Source organism: Streptosporangium sp. NPDC002721, from assembly GCF_042888905.1.
Classification (GTDB): Bacteria; Actinomycetota; Actinomycetes; order Streptosporangiales; family Streptosporangiaceae; genus Streptosporangium.
Window position 1 is genome coordinate 34,446 of record NZ_JBIAQI010000002.1, and the last position, 19,818, is coordinate 54,263.

Below are 19,818 nucleotides of genomic sequence, written 5' to 3' on the forward strand. Positions count from 1 at the left end.
GACCGTGGGGCCGACCTACTCTCGGTCGAACCGATTCGCGGAATCGATTCGACTCCATGCGGAGACACGCGCGTGATCCCCCAGGAAGGGCGGCCCGGCCTGTGAAAGCGGCGAGATCGACGAGACGGAGCCGGCGCGCGCTCGGCGGAGGCCTGACGGTCCTGGTCACCGCGGGCCTCCTGGCCGGGTGCTCGAACACCACGACCACCACGGCCGGCGACGGCGCCGAGGCCGGTACGGAGCCGGGGGGCGGCGGGACGTACACCGTGTGGGATCCCTACCCGCAGTACGACAGGAGCTCCCCTTGGGTGAAGCTGCTGGACGCCTGCGGCACCCGGGCCGGTGTGACGATCGAACGCACGGGCCACGACACCACCGACCTGACCGGCAAGGCGCTGCTCGCCGCGCAGCAGGGCAACGCCCCCGACGTGCTCGTCGTCGACAACCCCGTGGTGTCGACGCTCGCGGAGGCCGGAGTGCTGACCACGACGGGAGAGAACAGGCTCGACGTCTCCGCCGTCTCGCCGAACCTCCTCGGGGCCGGGCAGCGCGGGCAGGACACGTACGGCGTCCCGATCGGCGCCAACACCCTCGCGCTCTACTACAACAGGGCGGTGCTCGACGAGGCGAAGGTGGACGTCGCCTCGGTCAAGGACTGGGCCTCGCTGACCGCCGCCCTGGAGAAGGTCACGGCGGCCGGCAAGAAGGGCATCACGTTCTCCGCCATCGGCACCGAGGAGGGCAGCTTCCAGTTCCTGCCCTGGTTCTGGGGGGCGGGCGCGCGGCTCACCGAGCTCGACTCGCCGCAGGGCGTGTCGGCGCTGACGCTGTGGACCGACTGGCTGAAGAAGAAATACGCCCCCAACTCCGTCATCACCAACACGCAGACCACCAGCTGGCAGGAGTTCGCCACCGGCGAGTACGCCTTCGCCGAGAACGGCACCTGGCAACTGGCCGGCGCCAGGGAGGCCGGCTTCGAGTACGGCGTCATCCCCATCCCCGGCGAGCGCGGGGGAACCGCCGCGGCGCCCACCGGCGGCGAGTTCGTCAGCATCCCCGTGCAGGAGGACACCGCGCGCTACACGACCTCGCAGCGGCTGGTGACCTGCCTGACGAGCACCGAGAACTCGTTCGCCACGACGACGGCGTTGTCGTACGTCGCGCCCACCGAGCGGGTGCAGGCCCGGCAGGTCGAGGAGAACCCCGAACTGGAGGTGTGGGTGGCGGCGGTCAGGGCGGCCAAGGGCCGCACCGGCGACGATCTCGGCACCAAGTACCCGAAGATCTCCGAGCCGATGTGGGGCGCGGTGCAGGCGGCGCTGAGCGGGGCCAAGAGCCCGCAGCGGGCGATGGCCGACGCGCAGAGCGCGGCGGCGAGCGCGACCCGGTAGGCGGCCGCGTCATGAGCCGTCTCACCCAGGCGCCCCCTCGGCGTCCGGCCACCGCCGATGCCCCCGCTCCAGGTGGAGGGGGGCGCCGGAGGGCGGCGACATTCCGGTCGGAGCAGTGGGCGGCATGGGGCTTCCTGCTGCCGATCGGCGCCTACCTGCTCGCGTTCTACGCCTACCCGCTGTACCGCAACCTCGAACTGAGCCTGCGCGACTACACGGTGCGCTCGTTCGTGCGGGGCGACGCCCCCTTCGTCGGGCCGGCGAACTACCTCAAGGTTCTCGACGATCCGACGTTCGGCCCCGCGCTGGGGCACACCGTGGTGTTCACGGTGGTGTCGCTGGCCTTCCAGTTCGCCATCGGGCTCGCGCTGGCCCTGTTCTTCGCCGGTGACTTCCGGCTGTCGGCCACGTTGCGCGCGCTGTTCCTGGTGCCGTGGCTGCTGCCGCTGATCGTGTCGTCCTCCACCTGGGCATGGATGCTCAACAGCGACTCCGGCGTGGTCAACGCCGCCCTCGGCCTGTTCGGCGTCGCCCCGGTCAACTGGCTGACCTCGCCGGACCGGTCGCTGTGGTCGGTGATCGTCGCCAACATATGGATCGGCGTCCCGTTCAACCTGGTCGTCCTGCACTCGGGCCTGCGGGCGATCAATCCCGTGATCTACGAGGCCGCCGCGCTGGACGGGGCCACGGGCTGGCAGCGGTTCCGGCACATCACCCTCCCCCTGCTGCGCCCGGTCTCGGCGATCACGCTGCTGCTCGGGCTGGTCTACACGCTGAAGGTGTTCGACATCATCTGGATCATGACGAGGGGCGGGCCGAGCGGCTCCTCCACCACGTTCGCCACCTGGTCCTACCGGCTCGGTTTCGGGAACCCGGTGCCGTCCTTCGGCCCGGGGGCCGCGGTCGGCAACCTCCTGATCGTGGTCGCGCTCGTCTTCGGCCTGCTGTACATCCGGTTCCAGCGAAGGCGGGACCTCGCATGAGCGCCACGCGCCCCTGGTGGAAGACCCTGACCGGAATCGTGCTGACGGGCGTGATGCTGTTCCCGGTCTACTGGATGATCAACGTGTCGTTCACCCGCGAGCGGGACATGCGCAGGAATCCGCCGTCCTGGTTCCCCGTGAACGGCACCCTGGAGGGGTACCGCGCGGTCCTCGACCAGCAGCTTCCCTACCTCGGGACCAGCCTGGTCGTCGGGCTGGCGACCGTGGTCCTGACCCTGGCGGTCGCGGCGCCGGCCGCGTACTCGCTGGCCAGGCTGCGTCCGCGGGGCGGCGGGGCCCTGAGCTTCGCGCTGCTGATCGCGCAGATGATCCCCGGCGTCATCATGGCGATGGGCCTCTACGCCATGTTCCTCAATCTCGGCGTGCTCAACACGCTCCCCGGGCTGATCGTGGCCGACTCCACCCTCGCTGTCCCCTTCGCGGTGCTCGTCCTCACCGTGTTCATGTCGGGCATCCCCCGGGAACTCCTCCAGGCCGCCCGCGTCGACGGCGCGGGCGCCTTCCGGATCTTCCGGTCGATCGTCCTGCCGGTCAGCCGCAACGCGATCGTCACGGTGTCGCTGTTCGCGTTCCTCTGGGCGTGGTCGGACTTCGTCTTCGCCGGAACCCTGGACAGCGGGGGAGACCACCAGCCGATCACCCTCGGCATCTACCACTACATCGGCAACAACAACCAGCAGTGGAACGCGATCATGGCCACCGCGGTGGTCGCCTCAGTACCGGCCGCCGTTCTGATCGTCATCGCGCAGCGCTACGTCACCGCGGGCGTCACCGCCGGCGCCGTCAAGGACTGACCGGGTCACCCTCCCACCGAAAGGATCATCCCTTCATGACCGTCGCCGCCACCGGCCCGGTGTTCTCCCTGCGGGAGATCCCGTTCAGTTTCCGGGGGTCGTGGTTCTGCTTCTCACCGGTCGTCGGGGAGAACACCTACGCCCGGGACGTCCACCTCGTCTCCCACCAGAGCGGCATGCACCCCGTCCTGCGGCTGACCCCCTTCCTCGGGCGCGAACCCGCCGAGAGCGCCGTCACCGCCACGCCACACCGGCTCACCTGGAGCCGCGGCTCCGGCAGGATCGAGCTCGCGTACGAGACCGCCGACACCGTACGGCTGCGCGGCCGGGGTCTCGCCCTGCGCCTGCTGGCCGCCGACCCGGTCCTGACGCCGTTCAGCGGCCCCTACTTCTTCGAGGACCCCCGGGACGGCTCGCCGGTCTTCACCGTGTACCAGACCGGCCGCCGCTACCGCGTCACGCTGCTGCGCGGGCGGATCGCCGAACACCTGGGCGTCCAGGCGCTCGGCACCGCCGAGCGGGGCGTCGTGGTGACCGGGGACGAGACGGGATGGGAGATCGCCGTCGAGGAGTACGAGACCGCCCGCGCCCCCTACGCGAGCGAGCGCGGCTTCGACCAGGTGGTCGCGGCGGCCCGGCGCGACTTCGACGGGTTCTGCGACGCCGTGGCGCCGTGGCGGGACGACCGGGTGCCCGCCGCCGTGCTCGCCGCCTACGTCCTGTGGTCGGCCACGGTCCGCGCCGCGGGGTTCGTCACCCGTACGGCGGTGCTGATGTCCAAGCACTGGATGGACAAGGTGTGGAGCTGGGACCACTGCTTCAACGCGATCGCCCTCGCCGGAGGGCTGCCCTCGCTGGCCTGGGACCAGTTCCGGCTGCCCTTCGACCACCAGGACGCCGCCGGCGCGCTGCCGGACTCCGTCACCCACTCCGAGATCCTCTACAACTTCGTCAAGCCGCCCATCCACGGCTGGGTCCTGGGACACCTTCCGGCGGTGCCGCCGGGGGAGCTGGCCGAGACCTACCGCCTGCTCGAACGCTGGACCGCCTTCTGGCTCGCCGCCCGCCGAGCCCCCGGCCGGGAGCTCCCCCACTACCAGCACGGCAACGACAGCGGATGGGACAACGCGACCACCTTCACCCCCGAACGCGTCGTCGAGAGCGCCGACCTGGCGGCGTTCCTCGTCCTGCAGATGCGCGCGCTCTCCCGGATGGCCGGCGAGCTCGCGATGACCGGCGAGGCGGCCCGCTGGTCACGGGCGGCCGACCGGATGCGCGACGCGATGATCGAGCAGCTGTGGCGCGACGACCGTTTCGTGGCCAGGAGCGCGGGCTCGGAGCACGAGTGGTCCAGCTCCAGCCTGCTCGACCTCATGCCGATCGTGCTGGGTGAGGAACTGCCCGAAGCCGTCCACGTGCCCCTGGCCGCCAGGATCAAGACCCATCTGACCGAGTACGGGCTCGCCACCGAGCTGCCCACCTCGCCGCACTACCGGGACGACGGCTACTGGAGGGGCCCCATCTGGGCCCCCTCCACGGTCCTGATCGAGGACGGCCTGCGCCGCGCGGGTCACACCGTCCTGGCCGACGAGATCAGCGCGCGTTTCCGAGCCCTGTGCGAGAGGTCGGGATTCGCGGAGAACTTCGACGCCCGCACCGGCTCCGGGCTCCGTGACCGCGCCTACACCTGGACGGCCAGCGCCTATCTCATCCTGGCCGCCGCCCACACGCGCCGTACCGACACCCAGGCGTGAACCTGTTCCGCGCCCCCACCCCCCATCCAGGAAGGCATCCATGGACACCTCGCCCCGCAGGCGGCCGCTCCGCCGCTTGGCCGACCTCATCGCCGTCGGCGTGCTCGTCGCCGCCTCCGCCGTCACGACCGCGGCACCGGCCCAGGCCGCCGACGAGTCCATCACCGTCAACCTCGCCACGGCGGGCGGCTCCCCGACCTATCGGGCCTCCGGCTGGATCTACGGCATGACCGAGAACGCCTCGGGGCCGGCCGACCACTTCTTCCGGGACGTGAGGTTCCGGTACATGCGCGCCGGCGGCGCGCAGCTCGACGGCCCGGGTGGCTGGGTCTCGGGCAGGTACGACCGCCGCTGGAACGCCACCCGCGCCCAGCTGCTGCGCACCCGGGCCCTGGGCGGGGAGTTCGTCCTTCTCCCGCACGACCTCTGGGGCGCCGACGGCTACCCGATCTCGCGCTTCCCCGGCGACAACGGCAACTGGAGCGACTACGACGCCTTCCTCACCCGCCTGATCGGCGACGTGCGGGCCACCGGCGCGCCGGTCCAGTGGGACCTCTGGAACGAGCCCAACATCACCCTGTTCTGGAACCGCCCCCAGTCCCAGTACCTCGAGCTGTGGCGACGCACCTACCAGCGGATCCGCGCCGAGTTCCCGGCACACCTGATCGTGGGCCCGAGCTGCGCGTGCGTGCCGTCCACCACGAACACCTGGTGGAACCAGTACCTCGACTACGTCAAGGCCAACAACGTGATCCCCGACATCATCAGCTGGCACTCCCTGCCCGGCGACCCGGTGGCCAACGTGGCGGCGGCCGACACCACACTGAACTCCCGTGGCATCCCGCACCCGAGGCCGTACCAGATCAACGAGTACGGGGCGTCCAACGAGCAGAACCCGGGCGACGGCTCCTGGTACATCGCGCGCCTGGAGCGGGCCGGCGCCGACGGCCTGCGGGCCAACTGGGCGGGGGGCGGGAACCTGCACAACGATCTCGGCAACCTGCTCGTCCGCAACTCGGCGGGACAGCACCTGCCGAAGGGCGAATGGTGGGTCTACCGCTTCTACGGCTCGCAGACGGGCCAGATCGTGTCCGTCACCCCCAGCGCGTCGTACGACGCGTTCGCCACCAAGGCCGACGGCGCCGTGAAGGTCCTCGTCGGTGGAGGCCGCACGACCGGCAACCTCGCGGTCAACCTGCAACGCCTCGACACCACCGGCGGCGTCGTGCAGAACAACCAGGTACGGGTGGTCGTCCAGCGGATCCCCCACAACGGCGGCGGCGCGGTCCAGGGCCCGGTCACCGTTCAGAACTCCGTGGTCACCCTGTCCGGAAACGCCACGACGGTCAACGTGCCGAACGGCAACGTCAACGACACCCACACCGTCACCCTCCTGCCGCCCTCGGACGGCGGCTTCCAGTCCGTCGCCGTCGCCCAGCACTCCCAGCAGTGCCTGGACGACACCAACCTGAGCACGGCCGACGGCACCCGGCAGCAGCAGTTCCACTGCGAGGGCGGTGACCAGCAGCTGTGGAACTTCCGCCCGGTCACCGGGGTCGCCGGCACCTTCACCGTGGTCAACCAGCACTCGGGCAAGTGCCTCGACGTCAACGGCGCCTCCACCGCCGACGGCGCGGCGGCCATCCAGTGGACCTGCGCCGTCGGCGCGACGAACCAGCAGTTCACGCTGCGGAAGGTGACCTACGCGGGCAACGACTCCCACGACCACCAGCTCGTGGCCCGGCACAGCGGCAAGTGCGTCGACGTGAGCGCGATCTCCACGGCCGCCCAGGCCCCGGTCCACCAGTGGACCTGCATCCCCGCCGGTCAGGGCAGCCCGCTCAACCAGACGTGGCGGCTCTGGGGCCGATAGGGCCTCGGGACCGCGCCCCGGGCCGGCCGGGACGAACCGGCCCGGTCCGGCCCGGGGCGGCGGGGATCCGGCGACGCCGATCACGGGCCGACGTGACAGGGGACAACGGTGATCGGGAAAGACAGGAGACAACGGCGACAGGGAAAGCGAAAGGCCGCCAAGACCCTCGAACGGGGACCTTGGCGGCCTTTCGGGTGGTGGACGATACAGGGATTGAACCTGTGACCTCTTCCGTGTCAGGGAAGCGCTCTCCCGCTGAGCTAATCGTCCTCGGGTGAACCAGAGCGGAAGACGGGATTCGAACCCGCGACCCTCACCTTGGCAAGGTGATGCTCTACCACTGAGCCACTTCCGCGTATCCGCTTCGGGTTTCCCCTCGGCGCTCGCACCACTTTACCGGATCCCGGAGGGTCCGATGGTCGTGCGTTGAGGTGGAGACGGGATTTGAACCCGTGTAGACGGCTTTGCAGGCCGTTGCCTCGCCTCTCGGCCACTCCACCGGCCGGGCCCCCGAAGGACCCGCCGGAGCGGAAGACGGGATTCGAACCCGCGACCCTCACCTTGGCAAGGTGATGCTCTACCACTGAGCCACTTCCGCGTGATCCCCGGAACCGGCTCCGGGGCACGTGAAAACTCTAGCGCCTCCGCAGGGCGGATGTGCGCAACCGGCGCAGCCGCCGGAGATCCTCACCTGGTGACCGGCTGGACGTCGGAGGCCCGGACGAACATGACCCGGTGCCCGAACTGGATCTGCCGGTAGCGGATCCCGCCCGTCACGACACGGTGCTCGGAGGGGTCGAAGGCCGCCGCCCTGAGGTACGAGGCCCTCGTCGCCTCGCCTGAGCTGTACGCCTGCCCGGCGGGTATCGAGTACTGCAGCGGGGCCAGGGCCTGCACGGGAACGCCCCCGGGGTAGGCGTGCGCCTTGGGGTACGCCCTGCCGTACACCCTGATCGGGGCCCGGCCCGGCCTGGGCGTCACCAGGGGGCCGGAGGCGCGCACGGAGGTGGGGGCCCCGGCCGGGTCGTGGAACCACGCCTTCTGGCCGAGGTACCAGATCGCGGTCCAGTCGCCCCTGCGCTCGGCGAGCGCGTACCGCTGGCCGGTGGAGGCGCGGGCGGCGTGGTCGTAGACGCTGTACGTGGAGCCGCCGGTGGGGTGCTTGCCGACGTCCTTGACCAGCGGCGCGGTGGGGGAGGGGCGCGTGCGCAGCCAGACCGAGGCGGCGCCCAGGCCCCGGCACCCCCCGGTGCAGCCGGTGAACCCCGGGCTGTTGGTGCCGTAGTCGGGCCTGATCAGCACCGAGCGCGCGTCGTCGCCGCCCGAGGCGCGCAGCGGCCTGCCGAGCAGCTCGAAGTAGTGGGCCCAGTCCCAGTAGGGGCCGGGGTCGTCGTGCATGCCGCCCACGGTCTCGGGGGTGGTGCCCGGCACGTTGTCGTGTCCCAGGATGTGCGCCCGGTCGAGGGGGACGTCGTACTTGGCGGCGAGGTGGCGGACCAGCCTGGCCGACGCCCGGTACATCGCCTCGGTGAACCAGGCGCCGCCCCTGGCCAGGTAGCCCTCGTGCTCCAGGCCGATGGAGCGGGAGTTGACATACCAGTTTCCCGCGTGCCAGCCGATGTCCCTGGCCCGCAGGTGCTGGGCGATGTGGCCGTCGGCGGAGCGGATGGTGAAGTGCCAGCTGAGGTAGGCGGGGTTCTTGACCAGGCGGGTCATGGCGTCGTAGCTCGTCTCCCCGTCGTGGATCACGATGTAGTCGATCTTCCGGGGGCCGGCGGAGCGGTCGTGGTTGCCGTACCCGCCGCCGGGGAGCCGCTGGTAGGCGGCCGGGAGCCACTCGCAGGAGACGCTCCTCGGGCAGTCGGGTCCCGGTACGGGAGCGGGGGCGGGCCGCTTGGCGAGTGCCATGGGCGTCTTCGTGGAGGGAGCGGGGGTCCTCGTGGCGGGAGCGGGCGTGGGCGACGGGGTGGGGGTGACCGGGGTGGGGGTGGGTGGGGCGGAGGGCGAGGCGCGCCGTTCCAGGGGGAGCGGCGCTCGCGGACCGGACGGCCCGGAGCGCCCCGCCGGGATGAACGGCGCGGCGGGCCTGAAGGGCGCCGGGCGCACGGGGTGCGTTGAGCGTGCGGGGTGCGTTGAGCGTGCGGGGTGCGTTGAGCGTGCGGGGTGCGTTGAGCGTGCGGGGTGCGTTGAGCGTGCGGGGCGGGTTGAGCGTGCGGGGTGCGTTGAGCGTGCGGGGCGGGTGGAGAGTTCGGGGGGAACGACCAGGTCCGGGGTGGGGGGGAGGACCACGAGCTCGCCGTCGTCGGTCACCCGCGCGGCGCCGGCCCGGATCGTCGCGTAGACCTCGTCGGCGAAGGACAGCGCCGCCTCCCTCCCCGCCGTGCCCCTCTCCGGGGTGCCGGGGTAGCGGGCCACCGCGTCGTACCAGCTCGCCGGATCCTCGAGGGAGCCCCCGCCGGGACCTCTGCCGACTCGGCGCCGGTGGTCGGCGAGCAGCGCGGCGCCGCCCATGATGTTGGCGGAGGCGTCCTCGCGCAGCCGGCCGGGGGACAGGCCGGTCAGCCGCGAGGCCCGTCGCAGGGTGTCCTCCGGCGGGTTCGTCTCCATCGGCGGCAGGGCGATCACGCGCGGCCGGGTCTCGTCGCCGCGTGGGTCCTCCCCGGCGCCGTGGGGGCGCCCGGGTTCGGCCCGGCCGTCGATCAGGTGCATCGGGCCGTATCCGGCGGAGACGCTGGGCAGCCCGCCGTGACCCTCCCAGCGGGACTGCAGGTAGGAGACCGCGAGCAGCACGCTCTCCGGCACCTCGTACCGCCGCGCCGCCTCGGTGAAGGCGGCCTGCCTGCCGGACCGCGCCCCCGTCGGCGCGCCGGGCGGTGTCGCGGTCCCGGCGGGGGCCGGGGGTGTCCGGAGCCCCGTCGGCCGGTCCGCGTGGACGACCGGGGCCGGGGCGCCGGAAGCCGGGACGGCCGAGATCAGGGCAGTCGAGGTCGGGGCGGCTGAGGCCAGGACGGTGAGAGCGGCGACGGCAGTGATCCCCGGCAGGCGGCGCATGGCGGTGTTCCTCCCCCTCTGGTAACTACCTAGAGTTATCAGAGATTACCGACTGTCGCTCATTGTGGCGGGGTTGAGATGTTGAAGAGATTCTCTGCCCGAAATCGGGCAGGAAACTTGGTGTGTTCTCTCCCGGATGCGTATGGTCCTGCTCTGTGTCCACGGCACGGAATCCGCACGAGGATCTGATCACCCACCTGACCCGGACGAGCGCGCTCGGTCCGGGCGAGGCGGCGCGGGTCGTCGCGGACGTGCTGGCCTACTTCTCCGAGCCCGTCGACGAGTTCGTCCGGCGGCGTCACGCGGAGCTCAAGGCCAGGGGGCTGGTCAACGACGAGATCTTCCCCAGGGTCGCCGCCGAGCTGGCGGTGCGCCGTGTCGCGGCACCCGAACTCTCCCTGCGACAGCTTCGCCGGATCGTCTACGGGTAGCGGACGGCGGCACCCCGATCGTTTACGGACAAGGAGCGGTACATGTGCGGAATCGTGGCCTACGTGGGGCCCAAGGACGCGGCCCCCATCCTGCTGGAGGGCCTGCAGCGTCTTGAGTACCGGGGTTACGACTCGGCCGGGGTGGTGATCTCCAACAAGGGCCTCAAGATGCGCAAGGTCAAGGGGCGGGTGGCCGACCTGGCCGCGGTCGTGCCCGCGCGGTTCAAGGGCGGCCTGGGCATCGGCCACACCCGCTGGGCCACCCACGGCGCGCCCAGCGACGTCAACGCCCACCCGCACCTGTCCACCGACGAGCGCATCGGCGTCGTGCACAACGGCATCATCGAGAACGCCGACGAGCTGCGCGCCAAGCTGGAGGCCGACGGGGCGATCTTCCTGTCGGAGACCGACACCGAGGTGCTGTCGCACCTGATCTCCCGTACGGTCAAGGAGGCCGACTCGCTGGAGGAGGCCGTGCGGACCGCGCTCAAGCGGGTCGTCGGCACGTACGGGATCGCGGTGATCGACTCCGAGCGTCCCGGTGAGGTGGTCGTGGCGCGCAACGGCAGCCCCATCGTGCTGGGCATCGGCGAGAAGGAGATGTTCGCCGCCTCCGACGTCGCCGCGCTGGTCCGCTACACCCGCCAGGTGGTGCACCTGGAGGACGGCGAGATCGCCGTGCTGCGGGCCGACGGGTTCAACACCTTCGCCAGCGACGCGCGGGAGACGGCCAAGGAGACGCTGACCGTCGACTGGGAGGCCGGGCACTACGACACCGGCGGCTACGAGCACTACCTGCTCAAGGAGATCTCCGAGCAGCCCGACACGGTGGCCAGGACGCTGCGCGGGCGGCTGGACGACCGCTTCCACATCGCCCACCTGGGCGGCCTCAACATGGACGCGCGGGAGACCCGCTCGTTCCGCCGGGTGAAGATCATCGGCTGCGGGTCCGCGTACTACTCGGGCCAGATCGGCGCGCAGCTCATCGAGGAGCTGGCGCGCATCCCGGCCGACGCCGAGCCGGCGAGCGAGTTCCGCTACCGCAGCCCGGTGGTGGAGGCCGACACCCTCTACGTGGCGATCAGCCAGTCGGGGGAGACCTACGACACCCTCGCCGCCGTGCAGGAGCTCAAGCGCAAGGGCGGCAGGGTGCTCGGCATCGTCAACACCGTGGGCAGCGCGATCGCCCGCGAGTGCGACGGCGGCGTCTACCTGCACGCGGGTCCCGAGGTCTCGGTGGCGAGCACCAAGGCGTTCACCTCGACCGCCGTGGCGTTCGCGCTGCTCGCGCTGCACCTGGGCCGGGTGCGCGACCTGTCCCCCGCCGACGGCCGCAGGATCTGCGACGGCCTGCGGAGGCTGCCGGACCAGATCAAGGAGATCCTGGCGCTGGAGCCGCAGATCAAGGAGCTGGCGGGCAGGTACGCCGAGTCGCCGAGCATGATGTTCGTGGGCCGGGTGAGGGGCTACCCGGTGGCCCGCGAGGGTGCGCAGAAGCTCAAGGAGATCTCGTACGTGCACGCCGAGGCGTATCCGGCCAGCGAGCTCAAGCACGGGCCGCTCGCGCTGATCGGCCCGGACATGCCGACGGTGGCGATCGTCCCCGACGACGAGCTGCTGGACAAGAACCTCACCACGCTGGGCGAGATCCGCGCCCGGGGCGGCCGGGTGCTCATGGTGGGCCACCGCACGGCCGACCCCAAGCTGGCCGAGGACTGCGTCGTGGTGCCCAAGAACGAGACCGAGCTGGACCCGATCCTGCTGTCGATCCCGCTCCAGCTCTTCGCCTACCACGCCGCGGTGGCGCTGGGACGGGACGTTGACAAGCCCAGGAACCTGGCCAAGAGCGTCACGGTGGAGTGACCTCCCCGCGCCCTCGCTCTCGCCCCCGTCCCCGGCCCGCCGGGGGCGGGGGCGCCGCGCTTCCCGGCGCCGCGCTTCCCGGCGTCCGCGCGGGGCGGCCGTCCTCGGTGCCCGGACGGCCGAGGTCCTTTTCGGCGGCCCGGTACGCGGGCCGCCGAGAGTTCGGGCATACCCCACTTAGTCACAGAAAGTGACGTGAAAGTAACCTATGGAATAGGGGGTTCTCCGGGGGGAGGGGCGCTCATGCGCCGTAGGAGGTTCTGCGCGCTGGCGGCGGGGGCCGTGCTCGCCGCGGGGTGCGGCGCGGGCGGTGACGCCGGCCGGGTGGTGAGGCGCCTGTTCATCCTCGAACCGACCGCCGACGGCCACGGCTGGGACGGGATCGCGGGCAGGCTGGCGACCGTCCTGGTCCAGTCGGGGCTGGTGCGCACCGCGATGACCGTCGAGCGGGCCGGGCCCCTGGGCTCCGCCCCGCGCGACGCGTTCGGCGCCTTCCGCGGCCCCTTCGCGCGCGAGGGCAGGCTGCTCGTCACCGCGATGCCGATGGTGGCCGCCGCGGAGATCGCCAACACCGCCGCCGTGGTGAACGCCGCCACCCCCATCGCCCGCCTGGTCGGCGACTGGACGGTCCTGGTCGTCCCCTCCGGCTCCCGCCTGCGCACCTTCGAGGACTTCGTCGCGCGGCTGCGCGACGACCCCGCGGGCCTGACGGTCGGCGGCCGGTCGGAGGGCGGCTCCGACCACGTGCTCTACGGCATGATCGGCAAGTGCCTCGGGGTGGACGCCCGGCTGCTGGAGTACGCCGGGTACCTCGCCCCCGAGGACGCCGCCGAGGCGCTCCAGGTCGGCAGGGTGGCGGCCCTGCTGGGATCGGCGCGCGCCCTGCGGCCCGAGATCGCCGCGGGCCGCCTGCGGCCCCTGGTGGTCTCCTCCGGCGGCCGGATCGACGGGATCGACGCTCCGACGCTCATGGAGGTCGACGTCCGGCTGGAGTACAGCGACTGGTGCGGGCTGCTCGGCCCCAAGGGCATGAGCCCGGGGGACCGGGACGCCGCGATCGCCCTGTGTGACAGGATCGACGCCGCGCCGCGCTGGGGTGCCCTGTGCGCCTCCCGCGGCTGGAGCCGGGTCTATCTCAGCGGCGACGAGTTCCGCCAGTGGCTCTCCACCGAGACGGCCCGCACCCGGGGCGTGCTGCACGAGCTCGGGCTGCTGAAGTCCTCCGCCACAACTTGTTGGGGTAGTTGCGTCAGACGCCCCTAGATGTAGGATCCTGCTCGTTGCTGGTTCGCCCCGCGAGGGGCGAGGCAAGAGGGAACCCGGTGAGATTCCGGGACTGCCCCGCAGCGGTGAACGGGAACGAAAGCCGTCATTTGAGCACTGGGCGAACCATGCCTGGGAAGCGACGGCCGGTAGGCGTGTGTGGTGTGCCCGTGAGTCCGAAGACCTGCCGGTGACGTGATTGTCCAGGGCCTCGTGGGAGGGCCCGCGGAACGAGGCGATCCGGCGTGCCCGGGATCGCTCGCGGACGCGTGCCCATCCGGCGGAGCCGTACGGGGAAGTCCGATCGAGCGAGGGGCACTACGTGACACAGGCATTGGCGGAGACCGCGGCGGCGACCGCAGTGAGCGGTACGGCGGAGACCGCGGCGGGCGACGGAGGCGGCGAGAGCGTCGCGGGTGCCGCCGTCGCGGGCGGTGGCGCCGCCGAGAACGCCGGGAGTGCCGGGAACAGCGGGAACGCCGAGGGCGCAGAAAAAGCCGGAAGCGTCGCGAACGCCGGGAACGCCGGGAACGCCGCGAACGCCGCGAACGCGGCGGACGAGCGCAGGCTGGCGATCGACGAGGCCGCCGCGCGGGTGATCACCGACCCCGAGAACTCCAGGGTCGCCGCCGCGATGCTGGCCGAGCTGATCGCCGACGAGGCCGCCGAGCACGGCGTCCGCGAGTTCTCCGAGTCCATCGCCGCGACCCACGAGGCGGGGCTGATCCAGGACGGGCTCGCGGAGTTCGTGGCCGCCCACGCCGGGGTGCTGGACGCGCTGGCCGACCCGGGGGCCGACGCCAGGTTCGAGTACTTCGGGCTGCGTACCGTCTACGACCGCTACCTGCTGCGTCACCCGAGGACCCGCAAGGTCCTGGAGCGCCCGCAGCACTTCTTCCTGCGGGTGGCCTGCGGCCTGTCCGAGAGCGTCGAGGAGGCCACCGAGCTGTACGCGCTCATGGCCACCCTCTCCTACCTGCCCAGCTCGCCCACGCTGTTCAACTCCGGCTCCCGCAGGCCCCAGCTCTCCTCGTGCTTCCTGCTCGACTCGCCCCGCGACGAGCTGGAGTCCATCTACGACCGCTACGGGCAGGTCGCGCGGCTGTCGAAGTACGCGGGGGGCATCGGGATCGCCTGGACCAGGGTCCGCTCGCGGGGCTCGCTGATCCGGGGCACCAACGGCCACTCCAACGGCATCGTGCCCTGGCTGCGCACGCTCGACTCCAGCGTCGCCGCGGTCAACCAGGGCGGCCGGCGCAAGGGCGCGGCCTGCGTCTACCTGGAGCCCTGGCACGCCGACGTCGAGGAATTCCTGGAACTGCGCGACAACACCGGCGAGGAGGCCCGCCGCACGCACAACCTGAACCTGGCCAACTGGATCCCCGACGAGTTCATGCGCCGGGTCGAGGACGACGGGACCTGGTCGCTGTTCGACCCCAAGGACGTCCCGCACCTCACCGACCTGTACGGCTCCGCGTTCGACGACGCCTACCGGGCCGCCGAGGCCGAGGGCCGGTTCACCCGGCAGATCCCGGCCCGCGCCCTGTACGGGCGGATGATGCGCACGCTCGCCCAGACCGGCAACGGCTGGATGACCTTCAAGGACGCGGCGAACCGGACCTCCAACCAGACGGCCAGGCCCCAGAACGTCATCCACCTGTCGAACCTCTGCACCGAGATCCTGGAGGTCACCGGCGACGCGGAGACCGCCGTCTGCAACCTCGGCTCGATCAACCTCGCCGCCCACCTTTCGGCGGACTCCGGGGAGGCGATCGACTGGGCGCGGCTGCGCGCGACCGTCCGTACCGCCGTGCGCTTCCTCGACCGCACCATCGACCTGGGCTTCTACCCGACCCCCGAGGCGGAGGCGGCCAACCGGAGGTGGCGCCCGATCGGGCTCGGCGTGATGGGCCTGGCCGACGTGCTGTTCGCGCTGCGGCTGCCGTTCGACTCGCCGCGCGCCCTGGAGCTGTCCACCCGGATCTCCGAGGAGATCGCGCTCGCCGCCTACCGCACCTCCTCCGACCTGGCCGTGGAGCGGGGCCGCCATCCCTCGTACGGGGAGACCAGGGCCGCCGACGGGGTGCTGCACCCCGACCACTACGGGGCGGCGAGGTCCGCGGAGTGGGCGGAGGTGAGGGAGCGGGTCGCCAGGACGGGCCTGCGCAACTCGCTGATGGTCGCGATCGCGCCGACGGCCACGATCGCCTCCATCGCGGGCTGCTACGAGTGCATCGAGCCGCAGGTCTCCAACGTCTTCAAGCGTGAGACCCTCTCGGGGGAGTTCCTCCAGGTCAACCGCTATCTCGTCCGAGACCTCCAGGCCCGTGGGCTGTGGACCCCGCTGGTCCGCGACGCGATCAAGCGCGCCGACGGCTCCGTCCAGGACATCCCGGAGATCCCCGCCGACCTGAAGGCGCTCTACCGGACCGCATGGGAGCTGCCGCAGAAGGCGCTGATCGACCTCGCCGCCGCGCGCACCCCCTACATCGACCAGTCGCAGTCGCTGAACCTCTTCATGGCCACGCCGACCATCGGCAAGCTCTCCTCGATGTACGCCTACGCGTGGAAGTCGGGCCTCAAGACCACCTACTACCTGCGCTCGCGCCCGGCCACCCGGATCGCGCAGGCCACCGTGGCGGCGCCGGTCGCCGATCCCGAGGCGATCGCCTGCTCCCTGGAGAACCCCGAGTACTGCGACGCGTGCCAGTAGCCGTCGTCCCGGTTCCCCGAAAGCTCTGAGAAAGGCGTTTCACCGATGTTGCTCGACCCCGGCATGGACCTCACCCTGCGGCCGATGCGCTACCCCGAGTTCTACGAGCGCTACCGGGCCGCGATCCGCAACACCTGGACCGTCGAGGAGGTGGACCTCACCTCCGACCTCGCCGACCTGGCGAGGATGACGCCCGAGGAGCGCCACCTGATCAACCGCCTCGTGGCGTTCTTCGCCACCGGCGACTCGATCGTGGCCAACAACCTCGTCCTCAACCTCTACCAGCACCTCAACGCCCCCGAGGCGCGCCTGTATCTCAGCAGGCAGCTGTTCGAGGAGGCCGTGCACGTCCAGTTCTACCTGACCCTGCTGGACACCTACCTGCCCGATCACGACGAGCGGGTCAAGGCCTTCGCCGCGGTCGAGCACATCCCCTCGATCCGGGACAAGGCGGAGTTCTGCTTCCGCTGGATCGACTCGCTCGGCGGGCTGACCCGGCTGGAGACGCGGGAGGACCGGCGGGCGTTCCTGCTCAACCTGATCTGCTTCGCGGCGTGCATCGAGGGCCTGTTCTTCTACGGCGCCTTCGCCTACGTGTACTGGTTCCGCTCCAGGGGCCTGCTCGGCGGCCTGGCCACCGGGACGAACTGGGTGTTCCGCGACGAGTCCATGCACATGGAGTTCGCGTTCAGCGTCGTGGAGACCGTACGGGCCGAGGAGCCCGACCTGTTCGACGACAAGCTCGCCGAGCAGGTGACCCGGATGATCGAGGAGGCGGTCGCGGCCGAGCTGGCCTTCGCGGCCGACCTGTGCGGGGACGGCCTGCTCGGGATGGGCGTGGACCAGATGCGTCAGTACCTGGAGTACGTGGCCGACCAGCGCCTGGTCAGGCTGCGGATGCCCGCCCGCTACGGCACGGCCAACCCGTTCGCGTTCATGGAGTTGCAGGACGTGCAGGAGCTGGCCAACTTCTTCGAGCGGCGGGTTTCGGCCTACCAGATAGCCGTGGAAGGGAATGTCACATTCGACGAATCCTTCTGATTAGCTGGTGATCCAGGAAAGATGACGACGAGGATGAAAGACGTCGAGGGGGACGCCTCAAGTGTCCGGCTGGATCATGATGATTGTTTCCGTTGCCGCCGCCGTCGTGGCGGTGGAGGTGGTGCGACGGGTGTTGCGCTCGCGGCTGATCGGTGAGAAATGGGTTCTCGCCGGTCCGCTCGTGCGCCGCTGCACCTGGCCGGGGTTCGCCACGGCCGCCGTGGCGACGGCCCACACCATCTACGAGCCGACCATGGCGACGGCCTCGATCGGCCAGGTGATCGACCGGGGTCTCAGCCTGGCGATGATCGGGTGCGCCACCTGGCTGGTCATCCAGGCCGCCTACGCGGTCACCGACGTGGTGCTGGACCGCCTGATCACCGTCGAGGGCGAGGGCAACCGCAGGGCCCGGCGCATCCGTACCCAGATCACCCTGGTCCGCCGGGTCGCCTCGGCGGTGATCATCGTGGTCGCGCTGGGCGCGATGCTCTTCACCTTCCCGCAGGTGCGGGCGCTCGGGGCCGGGCTGCTGGCCTCGGCCGGTATCGCCGGTGTCGTCGTCGGCATCGCCGCCCAGTCGACCCTGGGCAACATGCTCGCCGGGCTCCAGCTGGCCTTCAGCGACGCGCTCCGGCTGGACGACGTCGTCGTGGTGAAGGGCGAGTGGGGCCGGATCGAGGAGCTCAGCCTCACCTACGTGGTGCTGCGGCTGTGGGACGAGCGGCGGCTGGTCCTGCCGGTCTCCTACTTCACGGCCAACCCGTTCGAGAACTGGACCCGGCACAGCAGCCGGGTGATCGGCCACGTGATGTTCCGGGTCGACTGGTCGGTGCCGGTGGAGGAGCTGCGCACCGAGCTCTACCGGGCCCTGCGCGAGCACCCGCTCTGGGACCAGAAGGACTGGACCCTCCAGGTCACCGACACCCTCCCCAACGGGCTGCTGGAGCTGCGCGCCCTGATGAGCGCCGCCGACTCCGCCAGCGCCTGGGACCTCAAGTGCGACATGCGCGAGCACATGGTGGCCTTCGTCCGCGAGAAGTATCCCGAGGCGCTGCCCCGCTTCCGGGTCGAGACCCCGCCCCCGTCCGCGACCGTCCCCGGGACGCTCACCGGGCTGATGGGCGCGGGGCTGATGTCGCGGGGTCTGGGCGGCCCCGGCGAGCGGGACGGCGCCCGCGAGAAGGACGGCGAACAGCCGGACCCGGTCTGAGGCCGGGACCGGGGCCGGTGCTGGGACGGCAGGTTCGCCCGTCCGGTTCGTGAGGCGCGATCGGTCCGGGAGCCGTCCGCGATGTCCGGCGGGCCGCTCCCCGGAGTTCCCGGAGTTCCCGAAGTCTCAGGCGTTGCAGTCGCAGCAGCACCCGTCGCACTTGCTGCAGCACTTGCAGCAGTCGCAGCACCCGTCGCATCCGTCACAGCCGCAGCCGTCGCATCCTCTGAGGTAGCAGCGCTCGTCCCAGGCGCCGTGCTTCCGGGAACTCCACCGGGGCCGCCACAGACCGCAGGTCAGAAAGGTCCCCACCCCGGCGGCGGACTTGCGGACGAATCCGGGCCGCTCGTAGGAGTGGCCCGCCTCCCCGGCCGGGGACGGTGTCTCGTGGTCGTGTCCGGTGGGGGAGTGGCCGTGCCCCTCGGGAAGGTGGTCGTGCTCCGCGGGGGAGGGGGCGTGCCCGGTGGGGGAGTGGCCGTGCTCCCCGTGCGGGCGCTCCCCGTGCGGGCGGGCGCACGTCTCGCGGGCGTGGCCGCGGTCCGGGCCGGAGGCGTGGCGGAACGTCCTGTCCACCGCCCGCCGCACCTCGGTGTCCAGCAGCACGTCCACCAGGTGCCGGTCGGCGAGTTCCAGCTCCAGCAGCGCCAGCTTCAGGCCGTGCGCGGCGTCGTCACACAATCGCCGCGCCTCCCGTACGGAGGTGCCGGTGGCGGTCAGCGGGTTGAACGCGCCCCGGGCGGCGTCCTCCTCCCGGTCCTCCACGGCGTCCAGCAGGTGGGCGATCCGGCCGAAGAACCGGCCCGCCTCTGCCAGCGCCGCCGCGTTGCCGGGGGTGCCCGCGAGCGTCGCGGTGTACGCGAACGCGGCGGCGACGGCCTCCTCGGTGGGGCCGGTCAGTTCCAGCAGCGTCACTCCCGGGCCGCTCTCCAGCTCGATCTGGCGTTCGGCCGTCGAGACCAGCGAGGTGGTGTCGAACCCGATCCCGGCGCCCATCCGGGCCCCCGCCGCCTCCCAGCGGGACGCCAGCATCCTGCGCGCCGCGCCGGTGCCCGGCGCCGAGTCGCCGTCGGCCACGTGGTCGCGCAGCTTGCCCGCCGCGAGGATCAGCGACACCGTGGCGGCCAGCCGCACACCCCCGGCCCGCGCGTCGACCACGTCCGCCGGCCGGAACCCGCGCAGCGCGCAGGGGCCGGCGGTCCGGTGCGGGGAGCCCGCCGGGGCCTGGGCCTCGGCCAGCACCGAGATGATCAGGCCGTCGTAGTTGGTGGCGAGCCGGGCCGCGTGCCCCTGCCCGTCCCTGAGGGTCAGGCACAGCCCGCACAGGTGCGCCATCCAGGCTCGGTGCAGCGTCGGGCAGGAGTGCTCGCCGCAGGGGCGAATGATGCCGAACATGCGATCTCTCGTACTTGGGGGGTGTGTCCGAAATTCGT

General features: G+C 71.5%; 13 protein-coding genes, 4 tRNA genes and 1 riboswitch. Of the genes, 11 read left to right on the forward strand and 6 right to left on the reverse strand.

The window, feature by feature from the left end; genetic code table 11:
* The first annotated feature begins 101 nt into the window (after positions 1 to 101).
* From ACFYWM_RS02380 to ACFYWM_RS02400, 5 genes are read left to right on the forward strand one after another with little or no spacing between them, the layout of a single operon-like run.
* On the forward strand, positions 102 to 1,391 hold the full coding sequence (locus tag ACFYWM_RS02380) for an extracellular solute-binding protein (protein ID WP_389907588.1): 1,290 nt from the start codon (positions 102 to 104) through the stop codon (positions 1,389 to 1,391).
* 11 nt (positions 1,392 to 1,402) lie between these two features.
* Positions 1,403 to 2,374, forward strand: a complete 972-nt coding sequence (locus ACFYWM_RS02385; protein WP_389907590.1) for a carbohydrate ABC transporter permease — start codon at positions 1,403 to 1,405, stop codon at positions 2,372 to 2,374.
* Entirely contained in the window at positions 2,371 to 3,189 is an 819-nt protein-coding gene (locus ACFYWM_RS02390) for a carbohydrate ABC transporter permease (protein ID WP_389907592.1), read from the forward strand. The genes ACFYWM_RS02385 and ACFYWM_RS02390 overlap by 4 nt, the downstream gene beginning before the upstream one ends.
* 35 nt (positions 3,190 to 3,224) lie before the next feature.
* Positions 3,225 to 4,943 carry an amylo-alpha-1,6-glucosidase gene (locus ACFYWM_RS02395; RefSeq protein WP_389907594.1) on the forward strand — a complete coding sequence of 573 codons (1,719 nt, stop codon included), beginning with the start codon at positions 3,225 to 3,227 and terminating at the stop codon, positions 4,941 to 4,943.
* 40 nt (positions 4,944 to 4,983) lie between these two features.
* Positions 4,984 to 6,816: an RICIN domain-containing protein gene (locus ACFYWM_RS02400; RefSeq protein ID WP_389907596.1), complete on the forward strand. Its 1,833-nt coding sequence runs from the start codon at positions 4,984 to 4,986 to the stop codon at positions 6,814 to 6,816.
* 195 nt (positions 6,817 to 7,011) lie between these two features.
* Here the strand turns inward: ACFYWM_RS02400 and ACFYWM_RS02405 are convergent.
* The 5 genes from ACFYWM_RS02405 to ACFYWM_RS02425 form a co-directional block, all read right to left on the reverse strand.
* Positions 7,012 to 7,086 (reverse strand) — tRNA-Val (locus ACFYWM_RS02405).
* A gap of 13 nt (positions 7,087 to 7,099) precedes the next feature.
* Positions 7,100 to 7,171 (reverse strand) — tRNA-Gly (locus ACFYWM_RS02410).
* Between the two features lie 74 nt (positions 7,172 to 7,245).
* Positions 7,246 to 7,316, reverse strand: a tRNA-Cys gene (locus tag ACFYWM_RS02415).
* A 26-nt stretch (positions 7,317 to 7,342) separates the two neighbouring features.
* A tRNA-Gly gene (locus tag ACFYWM_RS02420) sits at positions 7,343 to 7,414 on the reverse strand.
* An 89-nt stretch (positions 7,415 to 7,503) separates the two neighbouring features.
* Entirely contained in the window at positions 7,504 to 9,867 is a 2,364-nt protein-coding gene (locus tag ACFYWM_RS02425) for an N-acetylmuramoyl-L-alanine amidase (RefSeq protein WP_389907598.1), read from the reverse strand.
* A gap of 155 nt (positions 9,868 to 10,022) precedes the next feature.
* On the opposite strand from ACFYWM_RS02425, the gene ACFYWM_RS02430 reads away from it, so the two are divergent.
* From ACFYWM_RS02430 to ACFYWM_RS02455, 6 genes are all read left to right on the forward strand, one after another.
* Positions 10,023 to 10,298, forward strand: coding sequence for a hypothetical protein (locus ACFYWM_RS02430; RefSeq protein WP_344743159.1), 276 nt, complete (start codon positions 10,023 to 10,025; stop codon positions 10,296 to 10,298).
* A gap of 42 nt (positions 10,299 to 10,340) precedes the next feature.
* On the forward strand, positions 10,341 to 12,161 hold the full coding sequence (gene glmS, locus ACFYWM_RS02435; protein WP_389907600.1) for a glutamine--fructose-6-phosphate transaminase (isomerizing): 1,821 nt from the start codon (positions 10,341 to 10,343) through the stop codon (positions 12,159 to 12,161).
* Between the two features lie 243 nt (positions 12,162 to 12,404).
* Positions 12,405 to 13,424 carry a tripartite tricarboxylate transporter substrate-binding protein gene (locus tag ACFYWM_RS02440; protein WP_389907602.1) on the forward strand — a complete coding sequence of 340 codons (1,020 nt, stop codon included), beginning with the start codon at positions 12,405 to 12,407 and terminating at the stop codon, positions 13,422 to 13,424.
* 4 nt (positions 13,425 to 13,428) lie between these two features.
* A riboswitch (cobalamin riboswitch) is annotated at positions 13,429 to 13,631 on the forward strand.
* 115 nt (positions 13,632 to 13,746) lie between these two features.
* Positions 13,747 to 16,137 carry a ribonucleoside-diphosphate reductase subunit alpha gene (locus ACFYWM_RS02445; protein WP_389907605.1) on the forward strand — a complete coding sequence of 797 codons (2,391 nt, stop codon included), beginning with the start codon at positions 13,747 to 13,749 and terminating at the stop codon, positions 16,135 to 16,137.
* 45 nt (positions 16,138 to 16,182) lie between these two features.
* Positions 16,183 to 17,178: a ribonucleotide-diphosphate reductase subunit beta gene (locus ACFYWM_RS02450; RefSeq protein ID WP_389907607.1), complete on the forward strand. Its 996-nt coding sequence runs from the start codon at positions 16,183 to 16,185 to the stop codon at positions 17,176 to 17,178.
* Between the two features lie 79 nt (positions 17,179 to 17,257).
* The gene (locus tag ACFYWM_RS02455) at positions 17,258 to 18,388 is read left to right on the forward strand and encodes a mechanosensitive ion channel family protein (protein WP_389907609.1); all 1,131 of its coding nucleotides are present in this window, start codon (positions 17,258 to 17,260) and stop codon (positions 18,386 to 18,388) included.
* Positions 18,389 to 18,514: 126 nt separating this feature from the next.
* Here ACFYWM_RS02455 and ACFYWM_RS02460 read toward each other — a convergent pair whose 3' ends face one another.
* The gene (locus ACFYWM_RS02460; protein ID WP_389907611.1) at positions 18,515 to 19,780 is read right to left on the reverse strand and encodes a DUF5685 family protein; all 1,266 of its coding nucleotides are present in this window, start codon (positions 19,778 to 19,780) and stop codon (positions 18,515 to 18,517) included.
* Positions 19,781 to 19,818: the final 38 nt, after the last annotated feature.

Coding starts and splice junctions, on each gene's coding strand:
- ACFYWM_RS02385 (WP_389907590.1), top strand. CDS start 1,403: ATGAGCCGTCTCACCCAGGCGCCCCCTCGGCGTCCGGCCACCGCCGAT.
- ACFYWM_RS02390 (WP_389907592.1), top strand. CDS start 2,371: ATGAGCGCCACGCGCCCCTGGTGGAAGACCCTGACCGGAATCGTGCTG.
- ACFYWM_RS02395 (WP_389907594.1), top strand. CDS start 3,225: ATGACCGTCGCCGCCACCGGCCCGGTGTTCTCCCTGCGGGAGATCCCG.
- ACFYWM_RS02400 (WP_389907596.1), top strand. CDS start 4,984: ATGGACACCTCGCCCCGCAGGCGGCCGCTCCGCCGCTTGGCCGACCTC.
- ACFYWM_RS02425 (WP_389907598.1), bottom strand. CDS start 9,867: ATGCGCCGCCTGCCGGGGATCACTGCCGTCGCCGCTCTCACCGTCCTG.
- glmS (WP_389907600.1), top strand. CDS start 10,341: ATGTGCGGAATCGTGGCCTACGTGGGGCCCAAGGACGCGGCCCCCATC.
- ACFYWM_RS02440 (WP_389907602.1), top strand. CDS start 12,405: ATGCGCCGTAGGAGGTTCTGCGCGCTGGCGGCGGGGGCCGTGCTCGCC.
- ACFYWM_RS02450 (WP_389907607.1), top strand. CDS start 16,183: ATGTTGCTCGACCCCGGCATGGACCTCACCCTGCGGCCGATGCGCTAC.
- ACFYWM_RS02455 (WP_389907609.1), top strand. CDS start 17,258: ATGATTGTTTCCGTTGCCGCCGCCGTCGTGGCGGTGGAGGTGGTGCGA.
- ACFYWM_RS02460 (WP_389907611.1), bottom strand. CDS start 19,780: ATGTTCGGCATCATTCGCCCCTGCGGCGAGCACTCCTGCCCGACGCTG.